A 23,489-nucleotide genomic window follows, 5' to 3' on the forward strand; every position below is an offset into this window, starting at 1 on the left:
CAACCAACCCCGTTCTCCACCAACTCCAACGAGGGTGAGTGGCTCTCAATCGAAGACTACTGTGATAGAGTCATCGAGTACATCCATCGCCCGGTCGGTCTCGGACTGCGTTGCGATCAGCGGTGGAGAGATGATGATCTGGAACCCAGGGCGACCACCTCCCAGCAGGATACCTCGGTCGTGACATTCGTGGAGGACCGCCGAGACGGGGTTTTGCCCGTCGTCGACACGTGGATCGTGGAAGGAAGTCTCGGTCTCCGGGTCGGCGAACTCGACAGCCCACAGCCCTCCTCGTCCACGAACATCACGGACGACATCGTGTTTCGATTCCAACTGTCGAATTCGAGATTCAAGCCCCTCTTCCAGATCAGTAACACCATCGATTATGCCGTCTGCATACTCATCGATTGCGGCACAGCCAGCGGCACACGCCATCGGATGTCCCCCAAACGTCTGTCCAATGTCGAAACCGTTCGTCCGAACGAACGACGCAATCTCCGGCGTTACCGAGACGCCCGCGAGAGGTGCATATGCGCTCGTAACGCCTTTTGCAAACGTCAGCATATCCGGTTCGATGTCTTCGGTCTGAACGCCAAACCAGTCACCACAGCGACCGAATCCTGTGATGACTTCGTCGGCGATGAGGAGGATGTCGTACTCATCACAGAGGTCACGAACGTGGTCAAAATAACCCGGGGGCGCGGTGAAAGCACCGCTCGTTCCGGCGATCGGTTCGGTGAGGATGGCGGCAACCGAGTCAGGCCCTTCGTTTCGAATCACGAATTCGAGGTGCTCTCCGGCACGCTGTGCCAGTTCTCGAGGATCACTGGTGTCGAAGGCCTTTGGAATGGGTGGGAGAAACTTTGCTGTGCCTGAAGTAGCAGCGTGCCGTTCTATCGTTGCCCGTGTTTCGGGATCACCTGTTAGCGCTCCTGCACCGTACGTTCCACCGTGATAGGACCGCCAACGGGTGAGTACCGTTGGTGCGTCCTGATACTCACGCGCGAACTGTACCGCGATTTCGTTGGCTTCGCTTCCGGAAACCGAGAAAAACGTGTGGGACAGTGATTCGGGTGTGACGCGTGCGAGCTTTTCTGCGAGTCGGTCGCGGGTCGGTGACCGTTTTGCCGAGGAAACGTACGGTATCTTTCCTGCCTGTTCTTCCATTGCTTCGATCACTGCCGCGTTACTGTGGCCGAGGTTGGTGCAGTACAACTGCGAGCAGAAGTCGAGGTATTCGTTTCCATCCTCGTCCCATACTGTCGCATCTTCTCCGTCAGTGATACTGATGGGCCTAGAATCCGGATCGTACCAATGGTGAATCGAAACCGGCTCCGTTCCTGAATCCTGCTGGGACATAGTGAACGATTTTTCTCCAAAATAATAAACGCTCGTTTGAACAATGTTCGAAATTTCGGGGTAAGGGGGAAGTCAAGAGCAAGTGATTCCATAGCGGAGTGCGGTCAGTCAGTGAGCGGTTCGATCTCGTTCCGACGAGTTTCGTCCCTCCAGCGGTCTAGAAAATCACTCCCTACCGCTTTCCACTATTCTCCAAGGCGATAGGTCCGATAATCTTCGTCACACGGAGGTCCGTATGTGGCATGCAGAGTGCGGTCGTCGAGATCGAGAATTACGCTCGTGTCTGTCCGACTGCGCTCTTCCACGGGAGCAGTCTGATCTTCGTGTCGACAGATACTCGCGGGACGACCGAAGTGGTCACAAAGAGCGGATTTCATTATTTCAGTGTCTATCGCTCCACGTTGGTGTTCGAACAGTCGACGAAGTCGATTTGCTCGATAGAGCGAGTCAGGGAGCTGTCGTTCCATTCGGCTCTCGAAACCGGACGTCAGGAAGTGATTGGCGTGTGTGACGATTCCCTCCCGTGGATAGACATAGTCGGTCCGGTTGGGCGACGTTTCGATGTCTATCACCTCTCCATCACCATGACCGACGACGTAATTGGCTGAACAGGCATGCGGTGTGGCGATAATCGATTCGAGTGCGCTATCGAAGCGTGTCGCATCGAGTATTTCCCGACAGCGAAGGTGGAAGGGTTTCCGAAACGGGTGTTCACCATCGTCCGGAGAAACGAGGCCATTAATCACGAGGCCGATACCGTGTTCGTTGACGCCCATCTTTCCGCCGACGATACCTGCCTCCGTGATCGCGATGTGGTCGCTTCCATCGCTCTGATGAATCTCGGTTACCAAGAGCGTATCTGCGATGGGTACCGCCCAGTCCCAATTCTGTCCAACATACGTTTTCCCGTCGGCTGTCGCCGTCGGAAGGAGACCGAAACTGGTGCACCCGTCCGTTCCGGCCGTTTGATCGGAATAAGACGCATAGAGTATCTCGTATCGGACGTTGAGAAGCATTACCTCCTCGATTGGAACACCACTTCCGTCTGCGATACCACGCAATTCCGAGGCGTAGTCGGGGTTCCACTCCTCCACGAGGGGGACGTACTCGGTCGCTTGGCGTCGAACGACTTCCTCTTTGGCACCGTATTGTGCAAACCGTGTCAGGTACGTTTCGACGTTCATACGAATCTCTTCCGCGAAGCGTTCCCCGTGTGTGAGGCCGCGTTCGTACGGTGATCCGGTCAGAACGAGATGTGGTAATGATGTCATCGATCTTTTCGTATGGCGTTAATCATCCGAAGCGGCGTATTCCTGTCGTGGACCACTTCCCTGATCCGGAAGGGCATAATAGCCGACCAACAACACCAACGCGGCCGACCCGACACCGATGAACGTCGCGGGGATGCCGATGCCTCCACCGAAGAAGTTCGCGGCAAGGCCCAAGACCGTCCCAACGACGATGGAGGCGAGTACAGCCCATCCGTTGACATCCGAGAGGTAGAGTGCTGTATAAACTGGGATGAGGAAAGCGCTCGTCAACAGGATCGCACGAAGGTTGTAAAGACCGATAATCGTGTCCGGTGGGTTGACGGCCGCCGCGGTCGCAGTTATTCCGAAGACCACGGTTGCAATCCGTGAAACCCGAAGCTGTGATTCGTCCGATGCGTTCGGCCGGAAGTAGCTGTAGATATCACGCGCCGTAGTGATGCCCGTCGAATGAAGTCGTGTATCCGTCGTCGAAAGGATCGCACTCATGACGGCGAGAATGATGACGACACCGATCGAAGTCGGCACGTAATCGGTTATCAACGTCGGGAACGCGTTATCCACAGTGTTGATCGACAATCCAGCGTGTCCCAGTGCGACGGTCGTTGCACCGCCCAGGACTACGAGAGCAGTGTAGAACACCGAAAGAATGACGCCGGAAGCTGCGAGATGGATTTTCGCTGTCCGGACGTCCTTCGTCGCGGCGATACGCACGATCATGTTCTGTTCCGTGAATATCGTGCCGAAAAACGCGATGACGGATGCGATGACTCCGATTATCGTGTAGGCACCGTCTCCGAGGGGTGCAACGTTTGCTGAACTCATCGCGGCAAACTCGGTATTGATGGCAGTGAATCCACCCAAGTCGAGCACCATGTAACCGAGTGCGAACAGAACGGCCGCGACCATGATCGTTCCTTGAAGGAGGTCCGTCCACGCCACGCTAACGAGACCTCCGAGGACGGTGTACGTGATGAACACGACGCCGATGACCCACACCATGTACTCGTACGGAACACCGGTAATCGTCGTAACGAGGAGGCTGGCCCCGACGAGTTGCATGATAAGGTACAGCCAACCGTTCGCGAGCAACACCGCTCCTGCAATCGGTCGAGCCGCTTGTCGTCCGGTCAGATCCGCGATGATGTCGGGCAACGTCAGGTGGTTCAACTGTCGAACGCGACCGACGACGAAGTAGAGACCGCTCACCCCGAGCATCAGTCCCAAAATGGTACCGGTCATGAGGGAATAGCCGCCGCCATAGACGGCTCCGATAAATCCGATCACGCTGACTGCGCTCACGAAGTTGGCAACGAGCGACCAGGTTGCCAAGGTCGGTCCCATGCTCTGACCCATCACCCAGAAGTCCATGACATCTGTCGTTTTCCGATATCCCCAGATACCGATGGCAAGAACGATAAGCAAATACACCACGAACGCGCCGAGATAATACGGGTTGACGTCAGCCATCGTTGCGGCCCCCGTCCGTTGCACGTGGTTCCGTCGCCGTTTTTCGAATGTTCTCGTCAATCGGTTTCCCTAACAGAATGTGGACTATCGTGTAGTGAATTGCGCCAAGACTCCCGGCTAAAATCGTCGCGACGAACACCAGGAACATCGCTGTTGGCATGCCATACAGTGTCATGTTTGACCCTACCACATAGAATACAATTTTCGGATGTAAATCTATCGGTTGTCATTGTACAATATTGTAGGAAATTATTTGATCATCGTATTTTATCCTCCAATCGGAGCCAATTCAAGTATAATATCCCTCCTCCGACGCCGACCACTCGTGATAATCGCTACACGCTACGCTGGACCGTTATTACGATACCTCTGTGAGCATCTCTTCGGTTGCGCCGAGAAGAGCATCCAACCCATCCATAGCAGCGGAAAGGTCGACGTGCTCGTCGTACGTGTGAGCCTGTGCCAAGTCGCCGGGACCCCAAGTGATTGCTTCTGTATCGGCATCGTTGATAAAGTTACGAACGTCGGTTGATGCACTCACCCCCCACGGTTCCGGGGATACGTCCGCGACCCGTGCGGAGTGCTTTCGGAAAATACCCGCAAGTACGCTGTCTTCGTCTATGGCAGCTGATTCGTACGTTCGCGTCCGGTTCCACGAGATGGTAACACTGTGTTCCTCTTGGACGCTTTCCACTAGCTCATCGATCTCCGAATCGATTTGTTCGATGGATTCATCCGGGAGAAAACGCCGATCGGTGGTGATCTTTGCCTCTTCAGGGACGACGTTCTCTTTCGTACCTGCTTCGAACATCGTCACCGTCGAATAGGCTTGCCCGACCAGGGGATCGGTACGTTCCCTGACTGTGGAATCATACTCATCGAGTGCGTCCAGCATTGGTTTTGCATACTGAATCGCGTTCGTGCCCTGATCGGGTCGACTCGCGTGTGATGGGTCGCCCGTAACGGAGATCTCGTACCACGCCAGACCCTTCTCACTCGTCGCAGTGTGCAACCGAGTCGGCTCGAGTACGACACCATAATCCCCGTCATAGCCGTTTTCGAGGAGGGTCTTCGTCCCCGGTTCGGCCGTCTCCTCACCGATTGCGGCATGAAAAACGAGCGATCCTGGAAGCCTACCGGATTCGACATCATCCGCAAAGTGAGCTACCGTCAACATCCCTATCGCAACACCGGTCTTCATATCGACGCTCCCACGACCGTAGAGACGCCCATCGACTTCTTCGCCGGCATACGGACCGTGCGTCCACTGGTCTCGGTCCCCTGCCGGGACGACGTCGATGTGCCCGTTCAACACGAGCGTTGGTTTGCCGCTCCCAACTTTGACGCCAACTTGAGGTCGGTCAGGATATGGATCATCGATGATCTCCGCTTCGATATCTCGTTCTCCGAACCAAGTGGCGATAAACTCCGCACACTCTTTCTCGTTACCAGGTGGATTCTCCGTTTCGATACGGACTAAATCTCCAATCAGAGTCGTCAACTCCTCCATTTGTTCCGTGTTGCCCATGCACAAATACTCTCTGCATTGTTCAAAAGATTTGCGATTAGATGTATCTCATTCGCATATATCTTCCTATCCAGTATTATGTCCTAAAATATCGATTAGAACAATACAATATGCGTGAGCTTGTAAGCAACCTTTCCGGGATACCGATATGGATTATGCTCCAGGAAGCGTCCCGCTGCCATCCTCACTGATGTCGATCGCGACGTTCTTGGTTTGTAGATACGAATCCAGTGCTTCCAAGCCCTTTTCGCGACCAATACCGCTGTATTTGTAGCCACCGAACGGGGTTTGTGTCGTATCTCCGAACCACTTATTCACATAGACATTGCCTGCCTCGAGATAGCGTGAAAGACGATGTGCCCGAGTGATATCGTTCGTGAATATTCCTGCCGTCAACCCGTACTTCGTATCGTTGGCGATCGATAGTGCCTCTTCTTCGTCGTGAAAAGAGATCACCGAGAGTACCGGACCAAATATTTCCTCTTGCGCGATTCGCATCTCGTTTTTGACATCGATGAAGATCGTCGGTTCGACAAAGTATCCCGGTTGATCGGGGACCGTTCCTCCAATCAATGGTGTTGCACCCTCCTCTTTTCCAACTTCGATATACTCCAGAACCCGGTCTTTGTGTTCGGCGGACGCAAGCGGACCGATGTCAGGGTCAGTTTTTCCGGGGCCGATTTCGTACTCGTCGACGATCGAAGCGATTCGCTCGACCAATCGATCGTGGATATCTTCGTGAACGAGGAGACGATCGGCGGCCGAACACACCTGTCCGGCATTCGTAAAAATGGCAGTAGCGATGCTTTCAGCGGTCCGATCGAGCGACGCATCGGGGAACACTATCGCCGGATTTTTCCCACCGAGTTCGAGTGTCACCGGTGTAACAGTATCTGCTGCATGCTTCATAATCGATTGACCTGTCGTGACGCTTCCTGTGAAGGTGATCGTATCGACATCGGAGTGGGACACGAGGGGTTGCCCAGTCGATTCACCGGTTCCAGTTACGACGTTGACGACACCATCCGGAAGGCCGGCTTCAGAACAGAGTTTGGCGAGACGGAGGGTGGACAGGGCTGTCTGTGGAGCCGGTTTGATGACGACTGTGTTTCCGGCAACCAATGCCGGGGCGACACCCCGAGCAAACAAATTCCCAGGGAAGTTCCATGGTGTAACCTGTGCACTTACTCCGTATGGTTCACGGAGTGTGAAATCGACTTGATCCGGTCCAACTGGTACGCTTTGTCCCTCGAGCTTATCAGCAACCCCGGAATAGTATTCGAAATATCGCCACGCACCGCGCATATCGCTTCGAGCCTGTGAGATCGGTTTCCCTTGATCTTTGCATTCGATGGCCGCTAATTCGTCGATTGAATCGTGTATCTGTCTCCCAATTCGATGGACAATGCGACCACGTTTCTCCGGAGCGACATCTCGCCACGACTCGAAGGCAGTCCGAGCTGCTGTGACGGCACGGTCGACATCGCGGGAGTCAGCTACCGCAATTTCTGCGAACGAATCACCCGTCGCGGGGTCGTCGGTCGAGATAAACTCGTCCGTGGACGGGGGCATTTGTTCCCCATCGATGAAGAGGGGATATCGTTCTTTGAACGAAATGTCTGATTGAACCATGCACAATCTCTATTCGCCATAACGATAGTACTTTGGCAATAATACGAGAATAATACAAATAGAAGAATAATATTCACATATTGTCGTCCTATTCGGATTATAGACGGAATTACGGGTTGGCCAAACCGAAGTTTGATAGCAAATGCCACGAGATAACTTCGCATGAGCTTTTCAGAAAAGACCGTTATTGTAACGGGTTCGGGGTCGGGGATGGGTCAAGCCATCGCAGAGCGATTCGCGTCCAAAGGGGCGGCAGTCGTCTGTGCGGATATCGATGACGATGCTGCTACTCAAACTGTCGAGAGAATCGAACACGATGACGGCATCGCACTTGCACTGGAGGTTGACGTTTCGTCCGAAGAGGACGTGAAAACGATGGTCGAACGAACGGTGGCGGAGTTCGGTTCGCTAGATGTGTTGCACAACAATGCAGGCATTCCGCAACAGGCGACCCCGGTCGAGGACGTTTCCGAGACCCAATGGGACCAGATCATCTCTGTCAATCTAAAAAGCGCCTTTCTCGGAGTGAAACACGCCGTCCCGTATCTCCGCGACGATGGGGGCGTCGTCCTCAACACAGCATCTACGGCAGCGATCCGACCGCGAACTGGACTTTCGGCATACGTTGCATCGAAAGGGGGAATGGTCGCTATGACGAAACAACTCGCTTATGAACTCGCGCCATCCATCCGGGTAAATGCCATTTGCCCAGTGGCGACTGATACGCCGATGCTCCCGAAGTTCGCTGGGGACGACCTCAGCGTCACCAGTATGCAAGAGACGATTCCACTCGGGCGTCTCGCCGAACCGATCGATATCGCCGCGGCGGCTACCTTCCTCGCGAGCGATGACGCCAAGATGATAACGGGAACCGCCCTCGAAGTCGATGGCGGGAGGGATATCTAATGGTGACGAAGCAGGCCATATACAACGAAGTCGACGATCGACGCGATGAAATCGTCTCCCTCCTCTCTTCGTTTCTCGAAATTCAAACGGAAAACCCACCGGGCAAAAATTATCGAGAAGGTGCGTCCTTTCTCGATACGGTGCTATCGAAACGGGGATACGATGTCGAATTGATCGACGTTCCCGAAAACGTCGTAGAACGGCACTATCCGGAACGATCCCACTTGGATCGGGTCAACGTGCTAGGTCAGAAATCGTTCGGGGATGGGCCGAACATCCACTACACCGGTCATTACGATGTCGTTCCCGCAGGGGAAGATTGGACCAAAAACCCGTTCGACCCAACGATAGAGGGAGATCGAATTTATGGACGCGGTGCCAGCGATATGAAATCCGGTATTGTCGCCAGTCTGTTTGCGATCGACGTACTGGAAGCCGTCGATGCTGGATTGGAAGGGTCGGTTACACAGAGCATGACGGTCGACGAAGAAACGGGTGGGTTTACTGGCCTCGGATATCTCGCACACGAAGGATACCTCGATGGCACCGATTATTGTGTATACACCGAATGCTTCGACTCATCTCGGGTCTGTCTCGGCCACCGTGGGGTTCTGAAGTTCAAAGTCGTGACGCATGGACGAAAAGCTCACGGGTGTATGGCCCACGACGGAATCAACGCCGTTTCGACGATGAACGATTTCTTAACACGTATCGAGGAGTATCGGACAAAGCTTCACCAGCGCTCGACTGACCTTCCGGTCACACCAAGCGAATCTCAACGAGCGGATATTTCGGTGACGATGATGGACGCGGGGTACTCCGAGAACGTCGTCCCGGACCGCTGTACAGCGACATTCTATCGGGTACTCGTTCCGACCGAATCGGTCGCAGATGTGCGAAACGAGATTCGGGAACTGATCGGTGAAACGGAGGACAGTATGGACGCCTCCCTCGACTATGATGAAATCATGTTCGCGGAACCGACAAACGTCTCCCAAGATTGCAAAGTGAGCCAAACGTTCGCACGGAACGTCGATTCGTTTCACGGAAATACCGAATTCGTCATTTCCCCCGGTTCCGACGACCAACGCTTTGTCGTCAACGATGCAGGCATCGATCAGTGCATCGTGTATGGCCCTGGACGTTTGGAACAGGCCCACGTCGAGGATGAGTACGCATCGATCGAAGACATTCTTACTGCGATCAAAGTGATGGCAGTTTCGACTGCACAGCTCATTGGCGACACGGATGAATAGCTCACCCAATTGCTACCTACCGAAATCGGTCCAATGAGTCGTTCGAAAACGACCGTAGCGTATCGAATGGATGGAGTATGACCAAGAATTAGTTTAGTCCTCAAACCCCGACTGTAGAGCGACAAACGGAAACTAACTTGCGGAATCGTATGACATTTTTAAGTATAAAATTGTCGTTCGGTACGTTTGAACAACATTCTATGGATGCTATACAAATTAGAAGTATTTACCAAATAGCGTGCTATTCATATACGTTGGAGGGAGAATGTAGGATAATGACCAAGGGATATTCGACGAGTGATGATTTCGATGAAGTCGACGTGAAACTGCTTACGTTCATCGAAAGAGATTTTGATGTAAGCTTAGATAAACTGTCGGAAGAATTAGATCTTTCGAAATCAGCGGTCCATTATCGGCTCAACAAGATGAAAGAGAGCGGCGTGATTAGAGGTATTACTGCCGATTTGAACCCAGAACCGTTCGAGCTCGATATGGTGGCGATCACCGAGGTATCCGTCACCCACGAGAAAGGTTACTCGACCGATATCGGAAACAAGCTCGCAGATATCAATGGCGTCGAACAAGTATACTATACGATGGGCGATGTCGACTTCATGGTTCTCGTCCGTGTGCAGGATCGAAATCGGATGAACGAGGTCATCGATGAGATGGTCGCTATCGAAGGTGTTAACGAGACATCCTCCCGATTCGTCATGGATGAAGTAAAGAACAACCCGAAATTCATGGACAATTTCTCTCAAGAGTGATTAAAATCGGAGAGGGAGAGAACGCATCAGAAGGGAAAAGAGACAATTAAGTAGAGTATCGAGATAGAGTCACAGATTACCCCGTTGTATCTCTTCCATCCGAATCGAGGAAGTCCAGAGTATGCTACCCAAGAATCTAGTATACGGCCCACCAATAATCATTCATGTACGACCGAATTCTCGTTCCAACCGACGGGAGTGAAAACGCGGAAGCAGCCGCACGGTACGGATGCTGGCTCGCGGACGCATTCGATGCGACTGTCCACATATTAAGTGTCGTTAATATCAGCACATACACCGATCAACTCTCCGACATTGATGAAGTCAATCGGGAACGTCGAACAGCATTAGAAGAACGAGCCAAAGAGGCAGTGACCGGAGTTGAAGAAATCCTCGATCGGACATCAGAAATTCCATATAAGTCGGACATCGAGCACGGCACTCCATACGAAGTGATCCTCAACTACGTTTCGGAGAACGATATCGAACTCACCGTGATGGGGTCACATGGGCGAGGCGGACTCGACAGGCTACTGCTGGGAAGTGTTACTGAACGTGTTATACGAATGAGCGACGTTCCAGTGATGGCAGTGCCGCCTACCCGGACAGATCAAGAGGCGGTCGAATGTGATTCGATACTCATCCCAACCGATGGGAGTGTTGCTGCTGAAGCTGCTGTCACACGGGGAATAGCCATCGCTGACCAGTTAGAGGCAACTGTTCACGTCCTTTATATAATTGGGAGTGGAAGAGGGTTGCCAACTGTGTCAGACCCAGCACGCACTGAAGCCGAGAGAGTCGTCAGGTCAGTCGCGGACAAAGCGGAGCAGCGTGGAATAGAGGTACAAACGCACGTCCAAGCAGGTTCCCCGTATGGCAATATCCGGAATTTCATAACCAACCGTGGAATCGATCTGGTTACTATGGGAACGCATGGTCGATCCGGAGTCAAGCGCTATCTCCTTGGTAGTGTAACAGAGAAGATATTACGCACAAGCGATGCACCAGTTATTGCAGTACGATTGACGAAGTCGGAATAATTACGAAATTTTGGTATATTGACCCCTAATGAGAAGTTCTTTAGTCCTTCTTCACAGCGTTCGATGACTGGTACTCGTGGGAGACTGTTTGGGTCGGATCAGTTCATCAACGGACTTATCGGGAGGCTATTCATCATGATTTTCAACCTTCTTCGGGCGTCATTGATTTTTATTTGATAAAAACCATTCGAGCGGGCGATGGACGGTGCGCTTGGGTAGCGTGAATCAGATATCGAGCAATTCCTCTCGAGTCATGATTATATTCGTGAATTCGAATTTGTCAGTGATCCTCGTGATAGTGATTCTCTTGAGTAGTCAAATCGCTTTAGGAGGTACCAGCAATTAAATTTCTATAAGAACTGGAGATTGTAGAACGTGAGAAACGGATCCACAAAATTGTACTCGTTTACTCGGACTGCCGTGTGGAAAACAGTGCTCTTGGACCTTTTTTGTTCACTTGCACGCTCCTGTTTCTCGCAATCGTTTTTGTGTCGTTCGCAGGTAGCTATCTGGTGGTCTACCATACCGACGGCAATCGAATTGTTCCGTCGCTCCGAATTTGAGAACACATTTCGCCGAATCAGACTATCTATAGTTGGTACTCAAGCACCTACTATTGGCTGATTCAACGACACCGAATCAGTGTAGATTCAGTTCCTTCTGCACTGAAGTAGGGAGGAATTGGAGTGGAGCGAGGAGGTGGATCGGGGTGATGGCGCCAGATCCGGGTGATGTCAAAGCGTCCTCGCTACATGTTATCATTAGTCATGATATGATAAATGCTTTGTGGCACTCTGAAAAATGAAAATGAGAAACATCTTTCAAGAATACTCATTCACCAAGAGTACCGTCTGAATCCTGGAGCCTCCTAATAGATTCAATGTTGAGATGATGGACAGTGAGTAGAGCAGATATCCGCAAGCACAGCAATGTCCTTCCGGAATTGTTCAGAGAATAGCTTACGTCGTTTCTACGTAGCAGAGACGGTCATAGGGAATATATCCAACAAGATCTTTCTCCTCGTTACGAAGTTGTAAACCGTTGTCTCCTTCTCTTATCTCGTGACATTCTATCTCCTTGTCATCAGTCGTTGTGGCTACTAACTTTCCCATGGAGTAAGAGTGGCTTCGGAACTAATGAAGGTTTCCAGCATGCAGTACTTACTCACACGAGGTTGACGTTCAGTCGCAATCGCAGTGTGAAGTCGAACGAAAGCCGGTACCTTTCCAAACAGCTTTACTGGAATGATGAATAGCGACGGGCACACTAATGCGTGTGATCGCTCATCGTGGATTCGATGCGCAGTACTCCGCCAATACGGTGGCAGCTGTCGAGCAGGCGATTCCTGAGGCGGACATGATCGAACTCGACATTCGCCGGTGTGCATCAGGCGAACTCGTAGTCGCACATAACTCGCTCGTCGATATCAATATCGATGGCGTCACTGAGGTAGATGATCTCACTGCTTCGGAACTCGCTTCTCTTGATGCTCACGACGGTGAAGGCATCCAGACGCTATCGTCGGTCCTATCTGTTATTCCGTCCCAGATAGACGTCAATCTCGAGCTCAAGGACCCTGCAATCGTCGAACAGGCGCTCTCGATGGCACGCGAGACGTCACATGACGTCATCGTGTCCTCGTTCGACGCGGACGCGATTCGGCAAGTCAACCTTGACGGTGCCGAGGGTGTCGAACTGGGGTACGTGCTCGGGCTTTCCCCAGGAGACAACCTCGCAGTTGCGAAAGAGCTCAACTGTGACTACGTCCACCCGAACGCGTGGCACTGTCTGGTCACCAGTATTGTCGCCGATGCACATGATATGGGTATGATGGTCAATGCATGGACTGTCGATTCGCGTTTGGGAGCCTGGATACTCGCACGACGGGGCGTTGACGGGGTCATCGCGAGTTCGCCACACGTTACAGAGTGGCTTGAGTGAGTTTTCACTCACCTGAAAGCTGTCTCAGTGGTTCAGCATATACGTTCGTCCTCGTGTACTTCCATACGCTCCCTGGAAGTCATAGACGAATCCGTAGAGGTTTCGCTCGTTGGACACTGCGTCGCTGTCGACGAGAAATTGAATCTGCTGATGGACATTGTATTCGACGAGTTGATTGATGACCTCAAGACCTGATGTCTCAGTGTCGACACGGTCGGATTCAAGACCATTTCACGTAAAAGGGCTAAGCAGTCCGAGCGCCTATACTATGTATGGCCACTGGTATCGACACCATCGAGTTCCTGGCCCGGTCGCCCCACCGTGTCGGAGTCCTCGAAGCATTGATGGATGAATCGACCGACCGTCGGGACCTGTGCGAGATCACTGGGGCCTCCTCTCCGACGGTCGGTCGGGTGCTCGCCGACTTCGAGAACCGCCAGTGGCTCGACCGAGATGGCCCGACGTACGCGCTTACTCCCCTTGGGGAATATGTCGGCGACCGGTTCTTGGCCCTCCGAGACGCGATGGAGATCGAACAAAAGCTCCGTGATGTCTGGCCGTGGCTTCCACACGAGATGCCGGGGTTCAGCGTCGATCTATTCGCCGATGCGGTGGTCTCGTTCCCCGGCCCGGGATACCCGTACGAGCCCGTCGAGCGACTCGGGCAGCTCATTGCATCGACTTCGACAATGCGCGGGTTCGACAGCATCGTCTACAAGTCGAGCAACCTCGAGACAGCCTGCCGGGCGATCCTCGATGGAATGCGATTTGAGTACGTGTTCACACCAGAAGCTCTGGAGGGAACGTTTACTTGGGACCCCAACCGGATGTCGGAGGTTGTCGCCTGCGATAACGCGACTGTCCTCGTCCACGATCATCTCCCTGACGGCGACCGATGCGGCCTCGGCATCGTGGACGACCGGGCAGGCATTTGCTGTCACGACGTCGAGACCGGGGCACTGGTGGCGGTTATCGACACCGACGCATCAGAGGCCCGCGAGTGGGCCATCTCGGTCTATGAGCAGGTTCGCAAGGAGGCGACACCGGTCGACCCAGAGGCCTTCGAGTCGTCCCTATCTCTCGAATAATGCCGGTGACTACCGCCGCTGTCAGCCGGGAGTGCTCGTCAGTCATCGTTCGCTGACACGGTCGCGTGTCGTCCCACCCTGGGATTTCACCCCCTGAAATCCTGCACACGACATCATGACGACCGTTCGTCGCCAACATTCACCGAGGGACCAGGACATGACCGAACGTTACGAGACCGTCGTTATCGGTGGCGGTCAGGCCGGACTCGCAACCGGGTACTACCTGCAGTCACGCGATCAGGACTTCGTCATTCTCGACGCGGGCGACCGCGTTGGGGATCCGTGGCGAAAACGCTGGGACTCACTCCGGGTGTTCACGCCAGCCCGTTTCACCAGCTTGCCGGGGAAGGCCTTCCCGGGATCGCCATACGCATTTCCTGGCAAGGACGCAGTGGCCGACTACCTCGAGAGCTACGCCGAACACTTCGACCTGCCCGTCGAACTCGGCGTTCGCGTCGATGGCCTCAAGCGCAATGGCTCGAGCTACCTACTCACTGCAGGCGACCGGGAGTATATAGCCGACAACGTTGTGGTGGCAATGGCGAGCTACCAGATCCCGACAATCCCTGACTTCGCGGACGAGCTAGCCGACGATGTCGTCCAGCTTCACTCGAGCGACTATCACAATCCTGACCAACTGCAGGACGGCAGTGTGCTCGTCGTCGGCGCGGGGAACTCCGGTGCCGAGATCAGCCTTGACGTCGCCGACGATCACGAGACGTGGCTATCAGGTCGGGATGTCAGCTACGTTCCGTTCCACATTAACTCGAGATTCGGCCGACATATTGGAGTTCCGTTCGTGATGCGCGTACTCTACCATCGAGTGCTTACCACTGACACGCCCATCGGCCGCCGTATGCGACCAAAGCTACTCTCCCAGGGCGGCCCGTTGGTTCGAATCAAGCCACAGGACTTTGCCGCTGCGAGCGTCGAGCGGGTGCCCCGGATGACCGATGTCCGCGACGGCCGCCCTGTGGTCGGTGATGACCGGATTCTCGACGTCACAAACGTCATCTGGTGTACGGGGTTTCAGCCCGATTTCTCGTGGATCGATCTCCCCATCTTCGACGGTCAGGCGAATCCCAAGGAACCCATCCACGAACGCGGTGTCGTATCTGATGCTCCTGGGCTCTACTTCGTCGGTCTATTCTTCCTCTACGCGATGACGTCGTCGCTATTCACTGGTGTCGGCCGGGACGCAGAGTATGTCGTAGACCATCTTACGTCGCGGGCACACCCCTACTAGTACTGATCGACTATCGGCTTAGACAGCATGCAAACGGTCGAACCAACCACCACTTCAGCTGTTTTTGTCCATGTTTCACCAAACGACGTTATCGGATATCACCGACCAGCAGACGCTGATGGAGAGCGCGGATGCTGGACCGACGATACACTTGAGACACCGACGGTCCTCCTCGGCCGAGCACAACAGCACGCAGCCGACGTCGTCGCCGAGCATTTCCCCGACCTGCCGGTCGAAACGATCGAGTGGGAGAGTTCACATCGAGCGCAGCGAACGGCGGGCGTCACGAAATACGACCCGACAACAGAGGCAATCACGATCACACTAACCGAGACGGCCTCCGAATAACGCGGGTGGGAGCAATTCAGCGAAACCGTCCGGCACGAACTCATCCACGCCTGGCAGTATCACGAGTTCGGTGAGGCAGACCACGGGCGAACGTTCACCCGCAGGACGGACGCCCTCGATATTTAGCAACACTGCGAACGCTTCACGTTCGTCCATACCCAAAGTGCGGAAACAACAAGAGACTGTTCTGCCCTAAGAGACGTTACTGGGGATATTCATGGAGGGCACCTCGTTTACGATTCATCACCTCGATCAGAATCCCATCTCGTCACGGTCAACGGAGTTCGACAAAATAGCAGGAATCGCTCTTCTGCGAGTTTACTTTCCCCGTCGTCTTTCGCTTGGCGTATCTTTTCGGATCTTTTGTGGCGCTCACGATTTTCTCGGCTTTCGATTTTTTACGGTGGGTGCGAAATGGACCGATTTTCATCCATATTCTAATTGTTTTCACACTCGGTATCGGTTACTCTCTGTACATTATGAAGAGAACCGACGTGTATGCGTGCATCATTCAAGTCGTGATTTGTTGCTGTACGGTTGTGATGTGATGTGTGTTTCTCTGGCACATAGTCGTCTATTCTGAACTATTCCGCCACTGTTCTTTTGTAGTATTATAACGTCTGGAGGCTTGTATGGCTGATTTGATTGTCAAAGCAGCAGTGAAAGAACAGCTTGAAGGACAAAATGTGGCGAGTGACTTCTACGATGCACTCGATGAGGAAGTTGCAACGGTCCTCGACAACGCTGCTCGACGAGCCGAAGAAAACGATCGCAAAACCGTCCAAGCGCGCGATTTGTAGCGATCCATCGCTTCAACGTAGCATCAACCTGTTTTTGTTTGTCGCTACACAGAACGCACTCCTCTAACGACTGGCCGAGATTCCATCCGAATTCAGATCACCCGACGCTTCAGTCTCCTTCTTGCAAATCTCTCCCTCTTCAGCTAAGCCCATTCAATACCTCGTACGCCGTCCGACGTAGCCACCCACGTTTCGCTGCAATCTCGCTCGTCATAGAGGACTTAAGCCACTCTATGACCCGAGTACAGCCGCTAGCTTACACTCTTGAATGAACACACTTCCTTCTCTTAATCAGCTATCGCACAGTTTTCGGGTCATTCATTCGCCCTGATTCAGTGTTGGTGACGGAGTTAGTATACTACTATAATGGCCCTCCCAAATCCCGAGAATTATACCGTAAACCAGCTTTCGAGTTTCATCATGGCGAACGCCCCAATTACTTATCCATCTTGAAGTCTGCTAGATGATATAATGTCACCCGGAGATTTTCAGCAATCACAGTCGGAGATCATCGATGATCAATCGGCGATTGATTGTAATGCGTGTCAGTCCGCCCTTGATCCTGAAGGCCAGCAAGCCGTGTCATTTCTCCTTTTGGATCATCTTCGAATTCCTGTGCTCAGTTGTGATGACCATCTCGAGCAGTTTACTTCGATCTGTGGACTCACCTCTAACGACACAGCGACGCTTCTCCATCACCAGCCCGCTGGTGGGATCTCATGCCCCGGCTGTCGTTTCGCGTCGTATTCTGCAGCCCAATCCATAGTTCCAGTCCAAGGTGGGGCAATTGTACCCATTGCATGTCCAGGACACCAGTCAAAGATTATTCAGCGCTTCCAGACTGGGCTACAGACCTACCAACAGCTAACGTCTGATCTCGGGACGACTACTGGTTCCTTGCTGTGAATTCTAGCGTATCTCTGAAGAAAATAAGACCTCGGTAGGAATGTCCAATATTCCTCGGAAGAGAGACCGGGTGCACGGTGGGCAATTGATCACACCCATCCCATAGACACAACGAGGATCACTCCATCATCGTAGAAACCAGAACTTACACGATAACTCCCAACACCAGTGTCTCTATGACACAAACCGTCAACGAACTCCGCAACGAAATTCGACAGGCTGTCGGGAGATACGAACGCATTGAATCGACAGCCTTCACCAAAGAAGCCCTTGCTGCAATCTGTACGGCTGTAAACTACGATATAGACACACATAACTTGCCTTCCAAACCGCAGATGCGGGCCGGTATCCTTTGGAAAATCGGCGAAGTCGACGATGATAATCCAGAACAAACTCCAAACGCGTTCCGGAAGACAGAGCTCGAAGTGATTGCAGCTGCACTACAAGATGAGGAGTGACCACTAACTATGGCGGAAGAAATCGGTCGTCAAGGCAACCACTACAGTCGAACGGGATTTCTTCCCACGCTGTTGTGACTGCTTTGTATCCCGTCCAGCCTTCGGTGTCAACCATCTCGAGTACACGTGCATTGGATCCAACGATATTTGCCTTGATTTCGTAAATCATACCTCAGGAATGATCAATTGAGCCCAGCGATCTCACGCAGATTTTCATCAATATCGACACAGATTTCCCCGATCTGGTTGCCATATGGTGCACCAAGTTCCGCGAGGACAGTCCAACCCTCCTGCCACTGCACGTGCTAGGATATCTACCGTCCAGTGGTATCCAACGACAACACGGGCGACAGACACGAGACCGGCAACGATAGCAAAGCCAAAGCCGGTCACGAAGAACCGTCGACGAAGGAATCGTCTTCGTTATCCTCGGACGGGAAGGTGCCGAGTGTTCCGTCGTCAGTTGCGGTTTCGACGGCGGTCATGTGCTTGCAGTAGGCGTTCCGGTGAACGTGATACGGATACGTGCAGGCCATTAGCTCTTGGTGACGTCAATGAGTCCGGAGGCATCGACATCGAAGGAAAACTGTTCGGCCTATGGGCGGTGCTGTGCCATCTCGGCCAGCGTCGCAGGTTGCAGATGAGTTTGTACTCATGGATTCCATGGTCGTTCCTAAGAAGGCGTAAAAAACGGCAAGAACCGAGGAATAACACTACTACTCATCGAAAAACTAGCCCGAGAGTTAATCTGTCTCTAGAATAGATTGTATCCATGGCCACGTTCGAGGTAGCCTTGCCTGACCGTATCGAGAGTGATATTGATCGGCTTGTCGAACAAGGTGATTTTCTAAATCAAGAACAAGCGATCGAAGAGTTGCTCACAATGGGGTTATCGGCCCAAGACACTGGCGATGAATTCGAAGAGGAGTTGGATGGAGATCTGTTTACAGATGCTGTCGATGAGCAACAGGATCCAGCCGACCAATACGACGATCCGCTCTAACCCTCCTCTCGAACAGAGGAGCCAACATTCCCTTCGATTTCGAGTTCAATGAGGCAATCGAGTTTTTCTCTTCACCTGTTTCAACTGCCTGGTGTGCGAAATACTCGGATGCGACGTCCTCTGTGTGTTGGTGCGTACGGTTGAGCAAATCCCGTTCAGTCGTCGGTGTGTCGTCGTTACGTTCGGTCGTCTCCGCGCACTCGGTCAGCGTGCGCTGGGCACCATCGGACAGCGTTGTTTGGCGTGACATGAATGAAAAAAGGAGACGGGATTAGCAGCAGTCGGTGAGTGCACCTTTCCGGGTGGCTTCCGCGCCACAGTTCTCACATGACGTCATTGAGGCGCTTACCTGGGAGCAAGAAGAGCAGCGCCCCGTGCAGGTGTTCGGTCTCGATAGCAAAGGGCCTGCTTTCAGGGAAGTCGCCCACTGGGTATGCGGCGGCAGCGATTTACGCCGCCTCACTGCTGTGTGATGAGAAAGAAACACAGGATGCGGTCGCGTCAGTTGCACACGTGACCGAAGTGACGATTCGCAACCGATATCCGGAACAGATCGATGCGATAGACATCGAATAAGATATCCACTGCAGTTAGAAGCAATCGCTCACCCCCCTGTTCATACAACAGATGCGAACACGGAAGTGGTGTTCAGGCTGGCGCACCAACTCCCCAAAAGAACGCAATTCCGAGAATTGTCACAACAGAGAGTAGAAGCTGAAGCGGCGCACCAACTCTCGCATAGTCTGTGAATTTGTACCCACCCGGTCCATAGACGAACAGGTTCGTTTGATATCCAACAGGCGTAATGAACGCCGTTGAAGCAGCAAAAGTAACTGCAAGAATAAACGCGAACGGATTGCCACCGATATCTCGGGCCGCTTCGACAGCAACAGGAATCATCAAGACCACACTCGCATTGTTGCTGATGATACTTGTAATGAGCCCCGTTGCGATGTAGAACACCCACAGAACTCCGATGAGTGGGAGGAAATCCGCGGTTGCAGCGACAAGTGAACCGAGGAGGTTTGCTGCACCCGTTTGCTCTAAGGCAACTCCAAGTGGAATAACACCCGCAAGCAGGAAAATAACACTCCAGTCCACGCCCTCGTATATCTCTCCGGGCTTGATCACATCAGTGACAACCATCAGTACGACACCAGCGAGCGCTGTCTGGACGATACTAAAGTTGACACCTGCGAGCATCTCGACACCAGTTACATTCGCGAGAGTATCCCATGGCATTCCGACAAGACCGACAACAGCGATAATAATCCCGAGTGCCCACGGTATCTTTTCCGTTCGATAATCGGGCGATTCAGATTCATGAGCGACGATAAATTCTGGATTACGACTCAATCGGTCGATGCTATCACTCGGTGCTTGGACAAGGAGCGTGTCACCGACCCGCAGTGGGAGATCATTGAGCCGACTCCGTATCGTTTTCCCGCCGGACCGGAATGCAAGGACGCTCGCATCGTACCGCTCACGAAAGGCCGAGGTTGCAATCGTCTCACCGAGTAGTGAGGAACCTGACTGAATGACGATTTCGACGAGTGTCTGTGTTTCTTCCTCTGACGGTTCGAGTGCCGAATCGGAGTATTGTGTCCCAACAAGGTCGAGTCCTTCTTGCTCACGAAGTACGTTGAGCGTTCCACGGTCAGTACGAACAGTGAGAATATCCCCTACACGAATCCGTTTGCTGGCGATACCTTCGAAATACTGTTCGTTGTCACGGGAAAGTTGGACGATGTCCGTATCGAACTGTGATTCATCGATCGCAGTTTGAACGGTTTTCCCGATGAGAGGGGACTCGTCCCGGACGACGACTTCGAACACATAGCCCTGTAAATCGTATTCCTCAAGGTAGTCTTCACGTGCAGGGACGCGTTCCGGAATGAGTTTGTGGCCGATAGTCAGCAAATAGACACTGCCCGTTAGAAGCACGATGACTCCCAGTCCAGTAAAGGTAAACATTGAGAATGGCCGCCCAATCAACCGTTCAGAAACGCTGGATGCGAGTAAGTTCGTTGAGGTCCCAATGAGAGTGAGCATCCCACCGAACATCGAGGCATACGAGAGAGGAATGAGGAGTTTCGAAGGTGAGGTATTCCCCTCGTGGGCGAGATCGGAGATGACCGGAACGAGGATCGCAACCACTGGAGTGTTGTTAATGAATCCAGACACAGGACCAGTAACGCTGATAGTCGCAACAAGTTGTTTCAGTTGGTCATTGCCAGCAAAGGCGGCCATCTTTTTTCCAATAATCTGAACGAGTCCCGTCTGACTAATCCCTGTCGAGAGGATAAGCATCGCGAGCACGGCGACAGTTGCAGTGTTTGAAAATCCCGAAATCCCTTCAGCAACAGAAACTTGGGTCCACGGATTCAGGAACATCAGGAGCACCATTACGAGAATCGCGGTGACATCTATCGGCAATAATTCAGTCACGAAAAGAAAGAGTGCTAACGCGATAATCCCGAATACGACAAGCATACCAGTTGTAACTGGTGGAATTCCCCCAGCTTGTGCTAGAGATATATGTATTACCATACAGAATATAGATTGTCTGCTATCTTAATACCACTACATATCTTAACGAGAGAGTAATTAGAATTGACAAAGATATGGTGTCAAGAATGGGATTCATCATGTATGGGGCAGTGCGAAAGCTACTGCTCCGGATAAACCTTCACCTGAAAATGGAACAAAGTACACAGTGTCGCCTGATGGCGACTATGTGCGTAAATTATGCGCGAACGATGTTCGTCGCGCGGGGGCCCTTGGGGGCTTGTTCAATTTCGAAGTCGATCTCGGTCCCTTCAGTCAGATCCTCACCGCCAACGTCCTCCATGTGGAAGAATACGTCGTCGTCAGAGTCGTCCGTCGTGATAAAACCGTAGCCGCCAGTGTTGTTGAAGAAATCAACCTTTCCGTTTGCCATTGCAACTAAACACAGATCCAACACACGGTTAAGACTTCCGCATTCATTTTTTAAATCCGAGAAATATTTAGACATATGTCCATGAATGTCAGGAGTGGGTATTTACTCGACCATTTGGATAGTTCTGCCCAGAAGAAGCACCGGATTCACCAGAACGAACCATGGCTTCGGTAGAAGCCATACTTCTAGTTTTATGGGAATTCTTGTCTCCGGTGGGTCCAAAAGCCACAGATGCCGTCCAACTGTCCCTCCAATTGGTGTCGCGATGGTCGGTAATGGAGTCAACGATACATCGGCACTCACGACGACGACGGTTGGAGTTACGATGGGTGCAGCGGGGACGGACACCGCTCTTGAGACGGGGGACATTACCCTGTTAAACGACGATCACACAAAGCTGCCGTATCTTGTGGGATTGTCTCGAACGAGCAATTCGCCTCGCTGTGTACCACAGGTGACGCGAACGAGGGCATTGATGCGTTCCTCAATAAGCGTGAACCCGAGTATCCTGGTGAGTGACGGGCAACACGAGGGGTCAACTCCCGCGGCGGGTCCTTTCCCGATTCGGTGCGACGAGCAACCTTCCCGAGAGACCCGGAAAGGGATGACTCGTTCACCTACCGAGCTTCATACGGCAGAGCTGCCCTGGAGTCAACTCCCGAGGCGCTCGTCTTGTATCTCTGTCGAGTTGAAATATGAATGAAACTACCACACCCACACCTCTCAGCTTGTGTCGCTCGACTCGTCGAACCGCTCCTCGACGAACGCAGCGAAATCGTCGGCGAACGCCTCGACCGACTCCCAATCGGTGAATTCGACGTCGCCTGACGTGTCCACCTCAGGGTGCTCTTTCCTGGTGATGCGTTTCATCAGCGCTCGCATGAGGAAGCCGTACTCCGAGAATCGTAGCGCACCGCCAAAGAGGCCGATTCGGTCGGGGCGCCAGTCCGTGGCTTCGACGAATTCGTCGACGTATCCAGCCGCCTCGGCTGCTCCCTCCTCGGTCTCCTCTCCGGACGCACCGGAGACCTGGAAGAAACCAGTTGGCTTCGTCACCAACACATCGCGGTTGGCCTTACCGAACTTACGAACTGCCTTTTGTTGTTTTCCCATATGGATCGATGCCCCGACCAGAACGGCGTCGAAGTCGTCGATGTCGAGATCGGGGCTGATCTCCTTCACATTGACCGTCATCGTCTCGTGACCGTTCGCGGTGAGCCTGTCGCCGATGCGATCAGCCACCTTCGCGGTTTGTCCTTCACCGGTACCGTAACAGACGAGGATGGAAGCCATGGTTGTTCAGTTCCACAGAGGATCGCAGTATGGATAATCACGAGGGGTCCTACAGCCGTAGAACGATCGAACGCGAGCAGGTGGATATTCTCCGGTAATTCTCTAACGAGGTTTTTCTCATTTCGGTAGACGACGGCGACGTCAGCGACCACGTAGGCACCCCCGTCAGTACATCGATCTCGAGAGGGACACCGATCTATTACGAAACCCCACACAACCGTAGTCGTGAATGTCCCGAA

General features: G+C 52.9%; 21 protein-coding genes and 1 pseudogene. 12 read left to right on the forward strand and 10 right to left on the reverse strand.

Features of this window, described 5'->3' with window-relative positions:
• Positions 1 to 45: 45 nt before the first annotated feature.
• The 5 genes from NKF25_RS11715 to NKF25_RS11735 all read right to left on the reverse strand — a co-directional run bounded on the left by NKF25_RS11715 (position 46) and on the right by NKF25_RS11735 (position 7,257).
• Positions 46 to 1,359 carry an aminotransferase class III-fold pyridoxal phosphate-dependent enzyme gene (locus tag NKF25_RS11715; RefSeq protein WP_253226847.1) on the reverse strand — a complete coding sequence of 438 codons (1,314 nt, stop codon included), beginning with the start codon at positions 1,357 to 1,359 and terminating at the stop codon, positions 46 to 48.
• A 185-nt stretch (positions 1,360 to 1,544) separates the two neighbouring features.
• Positions 1,545 to 2,630 carry a C45 family peptidase gene (locus NKF25_RS11720; RefSeq protein ID WP_253226848.1) on the reverse strand — a complete coding sequence of 362 codons (1,086 nt, stop codon included), beginning with the start codon at positions 2,628 to 2,630 and terminating at the stop codon, positions 1,545 to 1,547.
• Between the two features lie 18 nt (positions 2,631 to 2,648).
• A complete protein-coding gene (locus tag NKF25_RS11725) occupies positions 2,649 to 4,121 on the reverse strand; it encodes a sodium:solute symporter family protein (protein WP_253226849.1) in 1,473 nt (490 codons plus the stop codon).
• 334 nt (positions 4,122 to 4,455) lie between these two features.
• Positions 4,456 to 5,625, reverse strand: coding sequence for a M20 family metallopeptidase (locus NKF25_RS11730; RefSeq protein ID WP_253226850.1), 1,170 nt, complete (start codon positions 5,623 to 5,625; stop codon positions 4,456 to 4,458).
• A gap of 153 nt (positions 5,626 to 5,778) precedes the next feature.
• Positions 5,779 to 7,257: an aldehyde dehydrogenase family protein gene (locus tag NKF25_RS11735; RefSeq protein WP_253226851.1), complete on the reverse strand. Its 1,479-nt coding sequence runs from the start codon at positions 7,255 to 7,257 to the stop codon at positions 5,779 to 5,781.
• 162 nt (positions 7,258 to 7,419) lie between these two features.
• On the opposite strand from NKF25_RS11735, the gene NKF25_RS11740 reads away from it, so the two are divergent.
• The 7 genes from NKF25_RS11740 (at position 7,420) to NKF25_RS11770 (ending at position 15,501) form a co-directional block, all read left to right on the forward strand.
• Positions 7,420 to 8,163 carry an SDR family oxidoreductase gene (locus tag NKF25_RS11740; protein ID WP_253226852.1) on the forward strand — a complete coding sequence of 248 codons (744 nt, stop codon included), beginning with the start codon at positions 7,420 to 7,422 and terminating at the stop codon, positions 8,161 to 8,163.
• Complete coding sequence (locus NKF25_RS11745; RefSeq protein WP_253226853.1) at positions 8,163 to 9,419, forward strand: ArgE/DapE family deacylase; 1,257 nt, start codon at positions 8,163 to 8,165, stop codon at positions 9,417 to 9,419. Before NKF25_RS11740 ends, NKF25_RS11745 begins: the two co-directional genes overlap by 1 nt.
• Before the next feature lie 275 nt (positions 9,420 to 9,694).
• Positions 9,695 to 10,186: an Lrp/AsnC family transcriptional regulator gene (locus NKF25_RS11750; RefSeq protein WP_253226854.1), complete on the forward strand. Its 492-nt coding sequence runs from the start codon at positions 9,695 to 9,697 to the stop codon at positions 10,184 to 10,186.
• 164 nt (positions 10,187 to 10,350) lie between these two features.
• On the forward strand, positions 10,351 to 11,226 hold the full coding sequence (locus NKF25_RS11755; RefSeq protein ID WP_253226855.1) for a universal stress protein: 876 nt from the start codon (positions 10,351 to 10,353) through the stop codon (positions 11,224 to 11,226).
• Positions 11,227 to 12,495: 1,269 nt separating this feature from the next.
• Entirely contained in the window at positions 12,496 to 13,167 is a 672-nt protein-coding gene (locus NKF25_RS11760) for a glycerophosphodiester phosphodiesterase (RefSeq protein ID WP_256487739.1), read from the forward strand.
• Positions 13,168 to 13,439: 272 nt separating this feature from the next.
• Positions 13,440 to 14,255 carry a transcriptional regulator gene (locus NKF25_RS11765; RefSeq protein WP_253226857.1) on the forward strand — a complete coding sequence of 272 codons (816 nt, stop codon included), beginning with the start codon at positions 13,440 to 13,442 and terminating at the stop codon, positions 14,253 to 14,255.
• A 157-nt stretch (positions 14,256 to 14,412) separates the two neighbouring features.
• Entirely contained in the window at positions 14,413 to 15,501 is a 1,089-nt protein-coding gene (locus tag NKF25_RS11770; RefSeq protein ID WP_253226858.1) for an NAD(P)-binding domain-containing protein, read from the forward strand.
• 75 nt (positions 15,502 to 15,576) lie between these two features.
• Here the strand turns inward: NKF25_RS11770 and NKF25_RS11775 are convergent, their stop codons facing one another.
• The gene (locus tag NKF25_RS11775; RefSeq protein ID WP_253226859.1) at positions 15,577 to 15,717 is read right to left on the reverse strand and encodes a hypothetical protein; all 141 of its coding nucleotides are present in this window, start codon (positions 15,715 to 15,717) and stop codon (positions 15,577 to 15,579) included.
• A 174-nt stretch (positions 15,718 to 15,891) separates the two neighbouring features.
• Here NKF25_RS11775 and NKF25_RS24465 point away from each other — a divergent pair, with 174 nt between their 5' ends.
• The 3 genes from NKF25_RS24465 (at position 15,892) to NKF25_RS11785 (ending at position 18,013) form a co-directional block, all read left to right on the forward strand.
• Positions 15,892 to 15,975 (forward strand): hypothetical protein, encoded by an 84-nt coding sequence (locus NKF25_RS24465; RefSeq protein WP_342766329.1) that lies wholly within the window; start codon positions 15,892 to 15,894, stop codon positions 15,973 to 15,975.
• A 506-nt stretch (positions 15,976 to 16,481) separates the two neighbouring features.
• Complete coding sequence (locus NKF25_RS11780) at positions 16,482 to 16,649, forward strand: DUF1931 domain-containing protein (protein WP_227773336.1); 168 nt, start codon at positions 16,482 to 16,484, stop codon at positions 16,647 to 16,649.
• 1,082 nt (positions 16,650 to 17,731) lie between these two features.
• Entirely contained in the window at positions 17,732 to 18,013 is a 282-nt protein-coding gene (locus NKF25_RS11785; protein ID WP_253226860.1) for a hypothetical protein, read from the forward strand.
• Positions 18,014 to 18,402: 389 nt separating this feature from the next.
• Here the strand turns inward: NKF25_RS11785 and NKF25_RS11790 are convergent, their stop codons facing one another.
• The gene (locus tag NKF25_RS11790) at positions 18,403 to 18,549 is read right to left on the reverse strand and encodes a hypothetical protein (protein ID WP_253226861.1); all 147 of its coding nucleotides are present in this window, start codon (positions 18,547 to 18,549) and stop codon (positions 18,403 to 18,405) included.
• Positions 18,550 to 18,785: 236 nt separating this feature from the next.
• Here NKF25_RS11790 and NKF25_RS11795 point away from each other — a divergent pair, with 236 nt between their 5' ends.
• Both NKF25_RS11795 and NKF25_RS11800 read left to right on the forward strand, forming a co-directional pair.
• Positions 18,786 to 19,016: a CopG family transcriptional regulator gene (locus NKF25_RS11795; RefSeq protein WP_253226862.1), complete on the forward strand. Its 231-nt coding sequence runs from the start codon at positions 18,786 to 18,788 to the stop codon at positions 19,014 to 19,016.
• Positions 19,017 to 19,415: 399 nt separating this feature from the next.
• Positions 19,416 to 19,592, forward strand: a pseudogene (locus tag NKF25_RS11800) (transcription initiation factor IIB 3); the annotation flags it as partial.
• A gap of 72 nt (positions 19,593 to 19,664) precedes the next feature.
• On the opposite strand, the gene NKF25_RS11805 reads toward NKF25_RS11800, so the two are convergent.
• The 3 genes from NKF25_RS11805 to NKF25_RS11815 all read right to left on the reverse strand — a co-directional run bounded on the left by NKF25_RS11805 (position 19,665) and on the right by NKF25_RS11815 (position 23,250).
• Entirely contained in the window at positions 19,665 to 21,509 is a 1,845-nt protein-coding gene (locus NKF25_RS11805) for an SLC13 family permease (protein ID WP_253226863.1), read from the reverse strand.
• 253 nt (positions 21,510 to 21,762) lie between these two features.
• Positions 21,763 to 21,957: a cold shock domain-containing protein gene (locus tag NKF25_RS11810; RefSeq protein ID WP_253226864.1), complete on the reverse strand. Its 195-nt coding sequence runs from the start codon at positions 21,955 to 21,957 to the stop codon at positions 21,763 to 21,765.
• Positions 21,958 to 22,680: 723 nt separating this feature from the next.
• Positions 22,681 to 23,250, reverse strand: a complete 570-nt coding sequence (locus tag NKF25_RS11815) for a flavodoxin domain-containing protein (protein WP_253226865.1) — start codon at positions 23,248 to 23,250, stop codon at positions 22,681 to 22,683.
• Positions 23,251 to 23,489 lie beyond the last annotated feature (239 nt).

This window comes from Haladaptatus sp. AB643 (assembly GCF_024136975.1).
GTDB lineage: Archaea > Halobacteriota > Halobacteria > Halobacteriales > Haladaptataceae > Haladaptatus.

Bases quoted from the DNA above. Each gene is read 5' to 3' on its own strand.
- NKF25_RS11715 (WP_253226847.1), bottom strand. From the start codon at position 1,359: ATGTCCCAGCAGGATTCAGGAACGGAGCCGGTTTCGATTCACCATTGG.
- NKF25_RS11720 (WP_253226848.1), bottom strand. From the start codon at position 2,630: ATGACATCATTACCACATCTCGTTCTGACCGGATCACCGTACGAACGC.
- NKF25_RS11730 (WP_253226850.1), bottom strand. From the start codon at position 5,625: ATGGGCAACACGGAACAAATGGAGGAGTTGACGACTCTGATTGGAGAT.
- NKF25_RS11735 (WP_253226851.1), bottom strand. From the start codon at position 7,257: ATGGTTCAATCAGACATTTCGTTCAAAGAACGATATCCCCTCTTCATC.
- NKF25_RS11740 (WP_253226852.1), top strand. From the start codon at position 7,420: ATGAGCTTTTCAGAAAAGACCGTTATTGTAACGGGTTCGGGGTCGGGG.
- NKF25_RS11745 (WP_253226853.1), top strand. From the start codon at position 8,163: ATGGTGACGAAGCAGGCCATATACAACGAAGTCGACGATCGACGCGAT.
- NKF25_RS11750 (WP_253226854.1), top strand. From the start codon at position 9,695: ATGACCAAGGGATATTCGACGAGTGATGATTTCGATGAAGTCGACGTG.
- NKF25_RS11755 (WP_253226855.1), top strand. From the start codon at position 10,351: ATGTACGACCGAATTCTCGTTCCAACCGACGGGAGTGAAAACGCGGAA.
- NKF25_RS11760 (WP_256487739.1), top strand. From the start codon at position 12,496: ATGCGTGTGATCGCTCATCGTGGATTCGATGCGCAGTACTCCGCCAAT.
- NKF25_RS11765 (WP_253226857.1), top strand. From the start codon at position 13,440: ATGGCCACTGGTATCGACACCATCGAGTTCCTGGCCCGGTCGCCCCAC.
- NKF25_RS11770 (WP_253226858.1), top strand. From the start codon at position 14,413: ATGACCGAACGTTACGAGACCGTCGTTATCGGTGGCGGTCAGGCCGGA.
- NKF25_RS11775 (WP_253226859.1), bottom strand. From the start codon at position 15,717: ATGCTCGGCGACGACGTCGGCTGCGTGCTGTTGTGCTCGGCCGAGGAG.
- NKF25_RS11780 (WP_227773336.1), top strand. From the start codon at position 16,482: ATGGCTGATTTGATTGTCAAAGCAGCAGTGAAAGAACAGCTTGAAGGA.
- NKF25_RS11785 (WP_253226860.1), top strand. From the start codon at position 17,732: ATGACACAAACCGTCAACGAACTCCGCAACGAAATTCGACAGGCTGTC.
- NKF25_RS11790 (WP_253226861.1), bottom strand. From the start codon at position 18,549: ATGGCCTGCACGTATCCGTATCACGTTCACCGGAACGCCTACTGCAAG.
- NKF25_RS11795 (WP_253226862.1), top strand. From the start codon at position 18,786: ATGGCCACGTTCGAGGTAGCCTTGCCTGACCGTATCGAGAGTGATATT.
- NKF25_RS11805 (WP_253226863.1), bottom strand. From the start codon at position 21,509: ATGCTTGTCGTATTCGGGATTATCGCGTTAGCACTCTTTCTTTTCGTG.
- NKF25_RS11810 (WP_253226864.1), bottom strand. From the start codon at position 21,957: ATGGCAAACGGAAAGGTTGATTTCTTCAACAACACTGGCGGCTACGGT.
- NKF25_RS11815 (WP_253226865.1), bottom strand. From the start codon at position 23,250: ATGGCTTCCATCCTCGTCTGTTACGGTACCGGTGAAGGACAAACCGCG.